Genomic DNA, 13,593 nt, shown 5'->3' on the forward strand with positions numbered 1-13,593 from the left:
TAACATTGTTTAGGCAGATGGTTAAACGTCGAATTTGTGTTTTAACGGTTTTTTTATCCGTATGTGTGGGTACAGCATGGGCAGATAGCAATCTGAGCGCATCTGAAGTTGTAAAAACGTCTGTTGATGCCAGCAATCTAGACCGCACGACAGATGCTCGGGTCAATGCATTATTGCAATTATTAAAAACACCTGTTGAAGAATACCAACCTACGCGTGTTGCCGATGTAATTGATCCACATGTCAAACCGAAAATGTATGAAGTCTCTTGGGTAAATGCACCACAATATGTGCTGTCTGCGTCTGAAATGAAAACATATAAGCATCCTGTCAAACTACAGCTCACCGTGATTGCTGCAACAGGCTATATTGGTAGCTCAAAACTCATCGCAAGTTCAGACTCTAAAAGCTTTGATCAAAAAGTACAAAAATCCCTATTGGTTGCGCGACTTGAACCCATTCCGATGGTCGATAAAAATCTCAGTTATACCGTTGAACATGAATTTGCTATTCATCCACCTCAATAAGCCTGTAGTAGAAGGCATATGTTAATCATTGTTTTAAGCTCCGAGAATGATTTGTCATTGTTTGGGTTTTCATCTGATAGATGAAGCTTGAAAATTGGTTTCATGAGTGGAAATTAAATTACTTAATCCTTGTGTATTTGATGAATGAAATCGCTCTTCGGCAATCAGGTGGGTGTAATTCATTAAGTTGAGCTTAATAAAAAATTACAATTAAAAAATAAAAAGTAATAAATAAAAAGCATCGTAAAAGATGAAATGAAAGAATAAATGCTAATCATTATCATTTATTATGTGTGCGTATTTTCTAGGATTACTCTCCCAATGTTAAAAATGAAGCAGCTCTGTGTGATGATGGCGTGTGCTACACAAGGGTTCACATATGTTTATGCGAATGAAGTCGCTGAAACGGAACATCCCGCTGCCAATATCGATAGTACTGAAGTTCAAACGCTGGAAGCCATTAATGTGGTCGTGAGTGCGGATGCTTCTGCAAATGGCTTGATGAAGCCTTATGCAGGGGGGCAAGTCGCGACAGGTGGTAAAGTGGGCATTTTCGGTAATCAGAAAAATTTAGAAACACCATTTAATATCACCAGTTATACCCAGCAATATATTCAAGACCGCCAAGCGAAAAGCGTTGGTGACGTGCTACAAGCTGATGCAGCTGTGCGTACAGCCAAAGGTTATGGGAACTTTCAAGAAGCTTATTTTATTCGTGGTTTTGCATTGGCATCTGATGATACGGCATATAACGGCTTGTATGGCATATTGCCACGCCAATATATTCCAACAGAACTATTTGAGCGAGTAGAAGTCTTCAAAGGCGCTTCGGCATTTTTAAATGGTGCAATCCCAGGTGGAACAGGTATTGGTGGGTCGATTAACTTACTTCCGAAACGTGCCAGTAATGATCCCTTAACACGTGTGACGGTGGGTACAAACTTCAATGGTGCCTATGTGGCATCGGATGTATCACGTCGCTTTGGGACAGATGATCAATTTGGAGTGCGGGTCAATACCGCTTACCATGATGGAGGAACCGAGATTGACCAAGAAAAGAAAACGCTTGGATTGGCTTTGATTGCTGCGGATTACAAAGGAGATCGTTTCCGCTTATCTGGCGATTTGGGATATAACAATAACCGCCTTTCAGAAAATCGACCAAGTTTGCGTTTAACCAATGCAGTTACACAGCTTCCGAGTGCTGCTCAGTATGCTAATTATCATGGTCAAGCATGGACTTATTCAAACGAAGAAGATTTATTCGGAAGTGTACGAGTAGAATATGACTTAACCGATGCAACGACAGCCTATGCAGCATATGGTTTTCGCAAATCAGAAGAAGCCGGCGTTTACTCAAGCCAGCAATTAAGTGATACCGCAGCAGGAACGGCAAAACTTTCTGCATCGATGATTCCACGTAAAGATCGTAATCACTCAGCAGAACTCGGTGTCAAAACTAAATTTGAAACAGGTGCTTTAAAACATCAAGTAGTCGCTTCTGGTTCTTTATATCGTGCAGATAAACGCTATAGCTATGGTTATGCCACTAGTTTGAATGATAATTTTTATGATCCGATTTACACTGCAGACTCAAACATTGACAAATGGTTGGGGGTAGAAGGAACTTATCCAAAAGCGGGTGTCAGTACCTTGAAAAGTTTTGCCTTGGGCGACAATATTTCGATGTTAGACGATCGTTTAACCCTCATGCTTGGTGCGCGTTATCAGGAAGTTGATCAAGACGTATATTCTTACGGAACCTATAAATACAATATTAATAAAAATCAGCTTACTCCGGCATTGGGCGTGAGTTATAAATTAACGCCTGAATGGTCTATGTATGCCAATTACATCGAAGCTTTGGTTCAAGGCGAAGCGATTTTGGATAGTGAAGGTAATAACTTTATTGCCGATCCATTTGTGTCGAAACAAAAAGAACTGGGCGTGAAATATGAAAATGGCTTGATTGGCGGAACATTGAATTATTTCTATACAGATCGCCAAAAAGCCTCAGTGAATAGCTCGGGGACTGCACAAATCAGTCAAGCGACGAATATTCACCAAGGGCTTGAATTTAATGCCTATGGTCAATTAACAGATTCAATCAAAATATTGGGCGGCGCAACTTGGATTGATACCGAGCAAAAAGGCACATACCAAGGTTTGTTTGATGGACACCGTGTGATTGGTGTGCCGGAGTTCCAAGCCAATGTTGAAGCGGATTGGAAACTACCGATTGAGCAAGATGTTAGTGTAAATGGACGCGTTGTCTATACGGGTTCAACTTATGCAAACAATGCCAACACATTGAAACTTAAAGATTGGACACGTGTAGATTTGGGTGCAAACTATAAAACCCAAATCAAGAGTGTACCTACCAGTTTGAATTTTAGTGTAACCAATGTTTTAGATAAAGACTATTGGTCTTCAGCATCGGTGAACGACTATACATATTTGTCACTAAGCGAACCTCGAACATTTAAATTGAGTGCAACATTTGATTTCTAATAGTGTTCAATGATTTCTTAATGATTGTTTCTAAGTGAATACCTTAAATAATTAGCTCTGAATGATTGTTAAGAAATGACTCAAATAAAAATGCCCCAAATTTGGGGCATTTTTTGTTTTAAGCAAAATACTTTAAATCAATTAAAGTACTGCTTTTAAGCGACGAATCACTTCTTCACATTGGGTAATATCAGCAACAAGGGCTAAACGGACATGGTTTTCACCCGGATTACCTTGTGCAGTATCACGCGATAAATAACGGCCTGGAAGCACTTTAACGTGTGCTTTTTCCATTAGCATTTTTGCAAAAGTTTCATCATTATCCACTTTTAACCAATAGTAGAACCCTGCATCAGGTTTTTGTAATGGCAGTAAGTGACCCAGTTCGCGTTGGAATAATTCGAATTTTGCACGGTACTGTACGCGGTTTTCTTCGACGTGTGCTTCGTCATCCCAAGCTGCAATTGAAGCCAACTGGTGTTGAACAGGCATCGCAGCACCATGATAAGTACGGTATTGTAAATAAGGTTTTAAAAGCGCAGCATCACCTGCAACAAAGCCAGAGCGCATACCCGGTAAGTTAGAGCGTTTAGACAGTGAGTGGAATACCACGCAGTTCTTATAATCATCACGGCCTATTTCAGCACAGACTTCAAGCAGACCAACAGGTGCTTCATCAAACCAAAGCTCTGAATAGCATTCATCAGAAGCAATCACAAAACCGTATTGATCAGACAGTGCAATTAGCTTTTTAAATTGTTCTTTCGACAGTACTGCGCCAGTTGGGTTGCCCGGCGTGCAGACAAACAGTAAAGCGGTTTTTTCCCAGACTTCAGCTGGCACAGCGTCAAAGTCGCCAAGGTAGTTATTTTCTTCTGTACAGTTGATGAAGTAAGGTTCTGCACCCGCAAGTAAAGTTGCACCTTCATAGATTTGGTAGAACGGATTTGGCATCACCACATATGGGGCATCTTCACGTTTAATCAAAGCTTGTACAAATGAGAAGATCGCTTCACGCGTACCTGACACAGGCAATACGTTGGTGTCTGCACTGATACTATTCAGTTTAAAGCGACGGGTTAACCAGTTTGCAATGCTCGTGCGAAGCTCAGGTAAACCCTTGCTGTTTGGGTAAGTTGATAAGTGCTGAAAATTATCAATAATGGCCTGTTTCACAAACTCCGGTGCAGGATGCTTTGGCTCACCAATCGATAGGGGAATCAAAGGCAAATCTGCGGGTTTCACATCCTGAAATAGCTTATTTAGCTTTTCAAATGGATAAGGGTGCAATAATGACAAACTGGAGTTCATGGAATGGATACCGATCAATTTAAGTTAATGATGACTACAAACCTGATTCGAAGCTTCATCGAGTGCTGACTTTAACTGTGCAGCAAACGTTTCCGCTTCTGAATCGCTCATAGGTGAGCCATCTTTTTTAGTGACATAGAAAATATCTTCAGCACGTTCACCGAGCGTTGCAATTTTCGCAGAGTGAATATCTAGGCCTTGCATCATAAATAAACCACCGACTTTAGCAAGTAAGCCCGGATGGTCAAGTGTCGCAATTTCAACCATATTTTGTTGAAGCGCTTCATTGAAAGAAATACTCACGGTATTTTCAATATCAAAATGACGCAGTTGACGTGGAATACGACGTTGCATCAGGCCCGGATACTTGTCAGATTGGCTCAAGGCTTTTTTGAGCGCTTCAATAACAGTTTGCTCACGTTCAGGATCTGTCAATAAGGTGCCAAAACGGTCAAGTACAACATAAGTATCCAAACTAAATGCAGTGGAGGCAGTGATAATTCGAGCATCCTGAACATCTAGATTCATTCTGTCCAAAATAGCCACTGTGGTCGCAAACAAGTTAGGCTGATCTTGGGTGTAAATAAAGATCTGTACCGCATCTTGTGCAAATTTGCGATGTGCTCGCATCATCACCAATGGTTCTGCATTATTGCCATGTTTTAAAATGGCGCGTGTATGCCATGCGATTTCATCGGCAGATTCTTTTAGGAAATATTCATCACCGAGTTCTTGCCAAACAGTTTCTACATCATAGAGCGCAAAATCATTGACTAACAGTTCACTGGCTGCAAATTTAGTGTCTTCAATCAGCATTGGATAGTCTACAGGACGACCTAAACCTGAACGAATCACATCACGTGCTTGTGTATACAGTTGACGCATGAGTGATGCACGCCATGTATTCCAAAGCGTCGGATTGGTTGCGTTAATATCGGCAACTGTCAAGGTATAGAGATAGTCGAGATGCTCCATATCGCCCATTTTCTCAGCAAATTCTTTCACCACATCTGGATCGGAAATGTCCTTTTTCTGAGAAGTGACAGACATCAGGAGATGGTTTTGAATCAACCATGCGACAAGGTTGCATTCACGTTCAGTAAACCCATGGGTACGGCAGAAATCAATTGCATCCGCTGCACCAAGTTCACTGTGGTCACCACCACGACCTTTGGCGATATCATGGAAAATTGCCGCTAAATACACAATGTCACGGCGCGCCAGTCGTTGGAACACAGAGCTAACGACAGGGAAGTCCTTGGCGAATTCAGGCTCTTTAAAACGGTTTAAATTACGTAGTAATAAAAGTGTGTGGGCATCGACAGTATAAATATGGAACAAGTCGTATTGCATGAGTCCCATGATTTGCCCAAAGGCAGGAATATAGTTGCCGAGCACGCCATAACGTTTCATCGCCACCATGGTGTCGTATAAACGGTATGGTGAGCGAATGATCGCCATAAATAAGGCTTGATGTGCAGGATTGTCACGGAAGTTTTGATCAATACGTTTTGCCGCAAGAGACAATAGACGTAAAGTTCGGGCACGAATGCCTTCAATTTCCGGACGATTCGCCAAGAGGTAGAAAATTTCTAAAATAGCACTTGGATTTTCAGAGAAAATTTTATGATGCTGCACCGCCAATTTGCCATCAACTAATTTGAAGTTGGCATTGATTTCTTCAATCTTACGTTCATAGTCAGGCAAGCGCGGTGTGATGACCGATTCATTGAAATAAGCCAAGAGCATTTCATTTAAAGTCGTCACTTGCTGAGCGCTACGGTAGTAACGTTTCATGAACTGTTCGATTGGATAATTCTGTGATTTGCCTTCTTCACGCTGATAGCCAAATTTAGCGGCAATGTCACGTTGATAATCAAACAGTAAGCGGTTTTCGTCGCGCTTGGTTAAGCGATGTAAATGATGACGGATTTCCCAAAGAAAGCTTTCTGTTTCTTCAAGAACGCCAAGTTCAAACTCTGAAATAAAACCTAGATGTACAAGGTCATAGATGCGATTGACACGGAAATGACGCTTTGCAATCCAACCGATTTGGTTGATGTCGCGGATACCACCGGGCGCATTTTTAATATCGGGTTCTAAGTTGCTTTCGGTATTGTTATGTTGAGCATAGCGTTTGGCTTGCTCTTGCATTTTGGCATCATAGAAGGTTTTATCCGTCCATGTCTGTGACACGATACGGCGTGGCCATTTGGCTAGGTGTTCATTGCCCACAATCAAACGTGCTTCGATCAGCGCTGTTGCCACGGTTAAATCATTGGTGGCTTGAGCAACACAATCGTTAATAGTACGTACACTGATGCCCGGTTTGAAATTACCAACATCCCAAAGTGTTGAAATAAAGCTGGAGATGAGTTTTTCTTGTTCTGGGCTGATTTCATCCTCAGACAAAATCATGATATCGACGTCGGAGTATGGCAGCATTTCACGGCGACCATAGCCACCTACAGCAAACAAACCGAGATCGGTTTGGTCGAGTTCAGCATGTGTCCATAAGAACTTTAAAGCTTCATCGATTAGATTCGATCGCGCCAAAATCACATCACGAATCGACTGTCCATTTTCAAAGCATTCCTGTAGCTGATTTTCAACATCTGAGCGCCATTGGTTAATCGCCTGAATGTCGTGGTTACTTTTAATGTAATTCAGCAGAGGAAGCGTATTGATCATGAACAGTGGTCCGTTAAGGTGTTACAAACTTAGTTTTGTTGAACACTGACTTGTTGTGCAGCATGTTGAGCAAGTTCACGCGCGTGATCTGTGGTTTCAGCGCGTGCTGTTGCTACGCCCATACGGCGACGTTTAAAGCCTTCTGGTTTACCAAAGAGGCGTAAATCGGTGTCTGGATTAGCCAAAGCAAGATTTAAGCCAGTAAATGATAAATTGGTATCATCCACGCCTGCATAGATGACTGCGCTCGCAGCAGTACTGTGTCGAGCAGTATTCACAGGCAGACCAAGAATGGCACGTGCATGCAGTTCGAATTCGCTTTGGAATTGCGATGCAAGAGTGACAAGGCCTGTATCGTGTGGACGAGGTGATACCTCACTAAACCATACTTTATCGCCTTTGACAAACAGTTCCACCCCAAAAATGCCACATCCACCTAATGCAATGGTTACTTTATTGGCAATACGCTTGGCTTCCTCTAATGCAAGAGCAGTCATAAGTTGTGGCTGCCAACTTTCAACATAGTCACCAGAGTCTTGGCGGTGGCCAATTGGGTCGCAAAATGATGTTTCTATTTCACCTGTTTCTGCATTTTTAGCACGAACAGTCAGCAGGGTGATTTCAAAGTCAAAGTCAATTTGTGATTCCACGATCACGGTGCCTTGATTTACACGTCCACCTGTTTGTGCATATTCCCAAGCAGCATCGACTTCATCAAAGCTTTTTACACGTGACTGTCCTTTACCCGAAGACGACATGACAGGTTTAACAAAGTTTGGATAGCCAATGTCATCGCATGCTGCACGGAACGCTTCAAGGGTATTGGCAAATCGGTAGGCTGAAGTCGGGAGTCCAAGCTCTTCGGCAGCTAGACGGCGAATCCCTTCACGATTCATCGTCAGGTTGACAGCTTTTGCAGAAGGAATGACAGTGGCAATCTTTTGTTCTTCAATCTCGACCAAAACTTGAGTCGCAATGGCTTCAATTTCAGGGACAATCAAATGAGGCTTCACTTGAGAAATTAAGGCTTTAAGTGCCTCGGGATCTGCCATATTTAAAGTATGAGAAAAATGTGCAACTTGCATGGCAGGAGCATGGTCATAACGATCGGCAGCATGAACTTCTACACCCAAACGTTGCAATGAAATCACAACTTCCTTACCGAGTTCACCAGAACCTAACAGTAAGACTTTATACGCTGAAGACTGAAGTGGAGTACCAATAGTGACGCTCATGTAAATCATCCATGCTTGATTTTATGGGAATTTAAGCATAGCAGAACTTGTTCGAGAGATAAGCGAGTGTTCACATAAATAAATGATATTGTCCAACAATTTTTTTTATATCTTTATGGGGGAGCGTTCGTGTAATTATTTATCTGTTAAAATCTTTAAAAAGTGGTAATTAGTTGTTTTTAGTTAAATTCACTTTAAATACGCCTACATTTTTTACACATGCACGGAATGGCTCAATATCCAAATTTGCACATTGCAGCGCACGAAGCTGCACAGTGGTTTGGCGGAAGTTGGGCCAGTACAGCAATCCGAGCAGTAGTGCGGCGCATATGCATAAAATCAATATCAAGCCAACTAAAACGGCAGTGAAATAGAGTACGTCTGCAGCCACTGACAGAAGCTGAAATGATGAATTGAGCCATGAACTAAAGCTGAAAATACACATTAGAAAAATCAATAAAAAACCGGTCAGCTGCAGAAAATTACTGAACAGATGGGGCATAGATATGTGCGGAAACATCTGGCGACGCGGGTGTAAATGCAGAATCTGCTGTGTGCCATTGTATAAACCCACAATCGTCTTTTGCTGATTTTTTTCGATATAAATGGCGCGGATCTGATCAGCAGGTTGGCAATGTACAGCGTAGAAATTACCACTGAACAGCTGACTTTGAATAAAGCATTAAAAATTTACGCTTCGATGGGCTTTTGCAGTCCCCAACTCAATTCATATGGTTGTCTAGAATGAATATAAATTTTGTCTTGAATAGCATGGTACTTTGCCATCTATTGGTTTTATATAGATTTTTTTATGTTATACGCTGACTATCTCATAATTATTGCTAATTAAAAAGCACAGGCTAAAGTAGCTTGTGCTTGAAGTTTTTATTTGGATTGTCGCAGACTCGGCTTTAGAGATGAAAAGGTATATAGGTATAGACTAAGCCATAAGTCAGGGCCGCAGTGAGCGTAGCAGGTACAATTTTTTTAAACTTGAAATACAAGCCTGCAAGCACAGCAAATCCAACCAACATGGCAAAGCTTTTGTTTGGTGTTTCAAGCAGAGGCGGTAAGGTTGCAACCACCAACATTGAACTAATTGCAGCGATACCAATCGAGCCCAAAGCGATTTTGAGCCATAAAGAACCACGCTGCTGTGAACCTTGCTGAAATTTCTGAATTACAAAAAATGGCCCAAACCGTGATGCAAAATTCGCAATTCCGACCAAGATCCCGACCAGGATAATTTCTAGATTCATGATGCTTCACCCATATGCTCAGGATCAGGTTTTTTTAAAACATAATGTTTGAATAAACCGGCAAAAATACCAGAAGAAATACCGATAAAAATCGCGGCAGACAAGTCAATAAAGTAGCAGGCAATCGCAGAAACAATAATTGTAACCGTGACCACAAATGTATGTTTTTTCTCAAATGCGGCAAGTAAAAAGCTTAAAAACAATGCAGGCAGTAGAAAGTCGAGTGCGGCTTGTAAAAATTGTGGAAGGTTGCTGACTTGATCAGCAAATAAACCGCCTAAAAATGAGCCTGTTGCCCAAGACAGCCAACTAAATAAGCTGAGTCCTAACATCCAAGATTCTGACCATTCTTGACGACGTTGCGACAGTTTGATCATGCCTGATGCGAAAACTTCGTCGGTTAAACCCCAAGCCCAAACTGCCGTTTTCTTTAAGTTAAGTCGATCTTGAATCAGGTTTTGTAAGGCAGGGCCATAAAGTAAATGGCGGATATCGAGGGCAATTACAGTAAGAGCAGTCATCCAAATGGATGTTCCACTTCCAAGTAAAGCAACGACGAGAAACTGACTGGCACCTGCATACATAGAGCATGATAAAAATAAGGCTTCCCACGCAGTGAAACCAAATTGAGTCGCGGACACCCCAAATGCAAAAGAAACAGGAAGATAGGTAAAGATAATGGCTTGACTATCTTTAGCACCTTGCCAAAAACCCGCAGGCTGAACTGTAGGAAGTTTGTGCTCAGACACGACACACCTTTGAAAGAGTTGAACAACAGGTCAAATGATGATTGAGTATTGTACGCGAATTCACTAGCATATTGCCGAATATGTTTGCTGAAATGAGCCGGATATGCAGAGGTTAAAGATGCGTGGGATACTGATTGTTTCATTATTGAGCAGCACGGTGTTGTTGCAGGCCTGCGGTAATGATGGAGCTGAACAAGCTCAAGTCGAAATTAAAGCAGCACCCAAATTAACCAATGATGCAACGGAGTATGCTGCCAAAGCTTGGGCGTTTATCAATAAAGTTGATCCGATTGTTTATGCAAAGCAAGTCGATCAGATGGAAGAGAAAGTTCGAGTTCCGGCGCGTAAGTTGAGTACGGAATGGCGTATCAATGTCAAAATGACCGATTCTGTGACTGAAGGGAAATATGCACTGTGCCGTAAGGCTTTGACAAGTCTGGAAATTTGGGCACGAGAAAGTATTGATCAGAGTTCGACTGTTGCACAGAAGCAAGCTGATTATGAGCGTGATAAAAATCAATGCAAAGGTGCGATTGAAAACCCTGAACTCGGAAATACCGATCCGAAAAAAATAGGCGTTTAACTTGATCAAAGCAGTGAAGTTTCACTGCTTTTTTTTTGGAAAATATCAAAAAACAAGAATAAATCTATAAGAGAGGATTGGAAAATCCTCCTAAAAGCATCGCTATTTCTTATAAAAATTAAATCAGTGCGCTGCCGTAGTATTGAGCTAAATTCCAAATTGCATGGTTTTTTCTGAAGTTAAATAGATAAAGCATTGATAATGAATAGTAAAAATATCTTTTGAGAAAAATTTATTGATAAAAATCCCCCATTTTAGAACGCCAGTCGTCTGACCTTCTCTTTAATTAATATCTTTAAAATATTAATAATATAAAGTATGGATAATGTGATAAAAAATTAAAATTATCATTATTTGATAAAGTATGTAAAAATTACTACGTAAAAGATGAAGTATGTAAGTTAAATTAAAGACGTTGAATAGGTGATTAAGATGAAAAAAACATTAATGAAGTTATCGGTTTTGGCTGTTTTGACTACAGCGGTCAATGTACAAGCAGCGACTGAAGATAAATCAGAAGCATCAACTCAAGAAGTTGCAGCATGTACAAATGGTTTTGACAGTGTAAATGTTTGCCAATTATTGTCGTGATCAAAACTCGATAAAGCGAAGTGCCACAAATAAAAGCAAAATAATGATAAAGAATCATTCTGGTGCAATTAAATGCACTTATTTAAATCACAAATGTCAGACATCATGCACAGGAAGTGCATGAGCAATCTGATGTAACTGCGCTAGATCTAAAATTTCAATTTGTTTAAACGCAACACGAAGCACCTGCATTTTTTCCAACTGCTGAAGCTCCTGATTAACGGATTGTCTTGAGCAATTCATCAGTTGCGCGAGTTGTTCCTGCGAGATATGTATGGTGTGTTGCTCAATTTCCAAATGATTTCCATATCCATTTAAAATAAACAGCAGACGCTGTGCGAGACGTTGACTTAAACTTTGCGTTTGTAAGGCTATGAGTTCCATAAAGGCATAGCGAAGTTTTTGACTGGTGAGCTGGGCAAAATGAAACCAAAACTCAGGGTGTTGTTGTAATAATTGCTGAATTGCTTGAGCCGGTAAGTGTAATAAGGTGGACTTTTTGGTACAGATGGCATCGTGAGAACGTGGTAATTGGTCAACCAAGGATATTTCGCCAAACCACATAATCGGCTCAGCAATGGCGGCAATCGCTTCTTTGCCATGAATATCAATATAGCCTAAGCGAACTGCGCCTTCTAAGACCGCATACATACCATTAAAATGCTGTCCTGATAAAAAAACACGTGCGTCTTTTTCGAAAGTTAAGGTCAGGGCATGGCGGCAGATAAAGTCTTGGAAGGAAATATTTAAGCCTGAATACCACACATTTTTATTGAGTTGATGCACATATTGAGCGTCCAGCACAGCATATCCTTATTTTATGGTCCAACTTGTCTATTAGCTGACAACTTTATTGATGCATTTTTTATATAGTGAAATGAGTGAATGAACAAGGAGTAAGTTAATGAGCAAACTTGAAAGACTGTTAAGCCAATATGCAGCATATCATTTAGATCGAAAAAATGTGCTAACGCATTTTGTGGGTATTCCGCTTATTGTATTTTCGATTATGTGTCTAACCGCACGGGCAGGGCTGGTGATTTCAGGTGTTGAACTGACCCTTGCATTGTTGTTGATTATTGCTAGTGTAATTTATTACCTGAGTTTAGATAAAATTTTCGGTTTGATCATGCTATTGGTATTTGCCGTCACGTATCCTTTAGCCTTAATGATCGCAAAAATGAGCCTTATGTCATGGTTGATCTGGAGTGTGGGGATCTTTGTAGTGGGTTGGATCATCCAGTTTATCGGTCATTATTATGAAAAGAAAAAGCCTGCGTTTATGGATGATGTCATTGGCTTGGCAATAGGGCCTTTATTTGTTCTAGCTGAGTTTGTGTTTCTACTAGGCTTTCGTAAAGAGCTTGAACAACGCATGCTGACAGAAGCAAGAAGACAGCGCGCAGAGATGGATGCAAAAGCATTACATATTGCTCACCCATAAATGATTTGAATAAAAAAGCCGGATAATTCCGGCTTTTTTTTGCGATGTGTTGATTCTCAACTGTTTAGGATTTCACAGCAGTTTTATGTTGTTCCACTGCCACCTTTTGTGCAGCGATTTTTGCTTTTGCGTCAGTATTTGCTGCTTTGGCAGCATGGGCTGAAGTTTTAGCTTCTGATTTTGCTTGTGTTGCAAGATGCTCTGCTTGAGCTGCATCATGTTTTGCTAATTTTTGATTATGTTTCACTTTACTCTGAGCCAATTGGCTGGCTTGTTTTGCATCGTGTCGAGCGATTTTTGCATCATGCTGCGCAACTTGTGCTGCATGTGTAGCAGTACGTTCCTGATGTTTTGCATCTTTAGCAATGGAAACACAAGTACCACCTTTATGGTTTGCACCTGTACCACCTGTAAGTGTGGTGCCTTGTGGACATGCAAACGCAGTTGCACTAAGCATTGTAAAGATACCTGCTGTTAGAATTGTGCTGATTTTTTTCATTGCTATTGTTCTATGAAAATAGGCATTAGTGCCTATGAGTAAATTTATAGCAGAACGGTAGAGATTTAAGTCGTTGCACTGTGGTGACTCGGCAACCAAATCATGTATTCGTGTCGATATAATTTTGTTTTTAAGCAGGTTTTAAGTTTTTAAATATGCATATTTTTTGGCTTGAGCTTTTGCCTAAAATTAA

The 13,593-nt window shown here is 40.8% G+C and carries 13 protein-coding genes; 5 read left to right on the forward strand and 8 right to left on the reverse strand.

The features are described from left to right. Positions 1-17 precede the first annotated feature (17 nt). Together FTU12_RS12370 and FTU12_RS12375 are read left to right on the forward strand one after the other, a co-directional pair. On the forward strand, positions 18-527 hold the full coding sequence (locus FTU12_RS12370; RefSeq protein ID WP_180114495.1) for an energy transducer TonB: 510 nt from the start codon (positions 18-20) through the stop codon (positions 525-527). Between the two features lie 321 nt (positions 528-848). Then, entirely contained in the window at positions 849-3,038 is a 2,190-nt protein-coding gene (locus tag FTU12_RS12375) for a TonB-dependent siderophore receptor (RefSeq protein WP_180114496.1), read from the forward strand. 141 nt (positions 3,039-3,179) lie between these two features. On the opposite strand, the gene dapC is transcribed toward FTU12_RS12375, so the two are convergent. The 6 genes from dapC to FTU12_RS12405 all read right to left on the reverse strand — a co-directional run bounded on the left by dapC (position 3,180) and on the right by FTU12_RS12405 (position 10,283). Beyond that, on the reverse strand, positions 3,180-4,349 hold the full coding sequence (gene dapC / locus FTU12_RS12380) for a succinyldiaminopimelate transaminase (RefSeq protein WP_180114497.1): 1,170 nt from the start codon (positions 4,347-4,349) through the stop codon (positions 3,180-3,182). Positions 4,350-4,373: 24 nt separating this feature from the next. Continuing rightward, positions 4,374-7,040 (reverse strand): [protein-PII] uridylyltransferase, encoded by a 2,667-nt coding sequence (gene glnD, locus FTU12_RS12385; protein ID WP_180114498.1) that lies wholly within the window; start codon positions 7,038-7,040, stop codon positions 4,374-4,376. A gap of 29 nt (positions 7,041-7,069) precedes the next feature. Next, positions 7,070-8,284: a formate-dependent phosphoribosylglycinamide formyltransferase gene (purT, locus tag FTU12_RS12390; RefSeq protein WP_180041578.1), complete on the reverse strand. Its 1,215-nt coding sequence runs from the start codon at positions 8,282-8,284 to the stop codon at positions 7,070-7,072. Positions 8,285-8,444: 160 nt separating this feature from the next. Beyond that, entirely contained in the window at positions 8,445-8,720 is a 276-nt protein-coding gene (locus FTU12_RS12395) for a hypothetical protein (RefSeq protein ID WP_180088523.1), read from the reverse strand. Positions 8,721-9,186: 466 nt separating this feature from the next. Beyond that, a complete protein-coding gene (gene ygaH / locus FTU12_RS12400) occupies positions 9,187-9,534 on the reverse strand; it encodes an L-valine transporter subunit YgaH (RefSeq protein WP_078189050.1) in 348 nt (115 codons plus the stop codon). Beyond that, positions 9,531-10,283 carry an AzlC family ABC transporter permease gene (locus FTU12_RS12405; RefSeq protein WP_078194362.1) on the reverse strand — a complete coding sequence of 251 codons (753 nt, stop codon included), beginning with the start codon at positions 10,281-10,283 and terminating at the stop codon, positions 9,531-9,533. Before FTU12_RS12405 ends, ygaH begins: the two co-directional genes overlap by 4 nt. A gap of 103 nt (positions 10,284-10,386) precedes the next feature. Between FTU12_RS12405 and FTU12_RS12410 the strand changes: the two genes are divergently transcribed. Together FTU12_RS12410 and FTU12_RS12415 are read left to right on the forward strand one after the other, a co-directional pair. Continuing rightward, complete coding sequence (locus FTU12_RS12410) at positions 10,387-10,866, forward strand: hypothetical protein (RefSeq protein WP_180109825.1); 480 nt, start codon at positions 10,387-10,389, stop codon at positions 10,864-10,866. A 432-nt stretch (positions 10,867-11,298) separates the two neighbouring features. Beyond that, positions 11,299-11,457: a hypothetical protein gene (locus FTU12_RS12415; RefSeq protein ID WP_227591814.1), complete on the forward strand. Its 159-nt coding sequence runs from the start codon at positions 11,299-11,301 to the stop codon at positions 11,455-11,457. A gap of 96 nt (positions 11,458-11,553) precedes the next feature. Here the strand turns inward: FTU12_RS12415 and FTU12_RS12420 are convergent, their stop codons facing one another. After that, entirely contained in the window at positions 11,554-12,261 is a 708-nt protein-coding gene (locus FTU12_RS12420) for a Crp/Fnr family transcriptional regulator (protein ID WP_180114499.1), read from the reverse strand. A gap of 100 nt (positions 12,262-12,361) precedes the next feature. Here FTU12_RS12420 and FTU12_RS12425 point away from each other — a divergent pair, with 100 nt between their 5' ends. Further along, positions 12,362-12,901: a DUF962 domain-containing protein gene (locus FTU12_RS12425; protein WP_180114500.1), complete on the forward strand. Its 540-nt coding sequence runs from the start codon at positions 12,362-12,364 to the stop codon at positions 12,899-12,901. A gap of 64 nt (positions 12,902-12,965) precedes the next feature. On the opposite strand, the gene FTU12_RS12430 is transcribed toward FTU12_RS12425, so the two are convergent. After that, positions 12,966-13,358 (reverse strand): hypothetical protein, encoded by a 393-nt coding sequence (locus tag FTU12_RS12430; RefSeq protein WP_257227317.1) that lies wholly within the window; start codon positions 13,356-13,358, stop codon positions 12,966-12,968. Positions 13,359-13,593: the final 235 nt, after the last annotated feature.

This window comes from Acinetobacter sp. YH12063 (assembly GCF_013419715.1).
Taxonomy (GTDB): domain Bacteria; phylum Pseudomonadota; class Gammaproteobacteria; order Pseudomonadales; family Moraxellaceae; genus Acinetobacter; species Acinetobacter amyesii.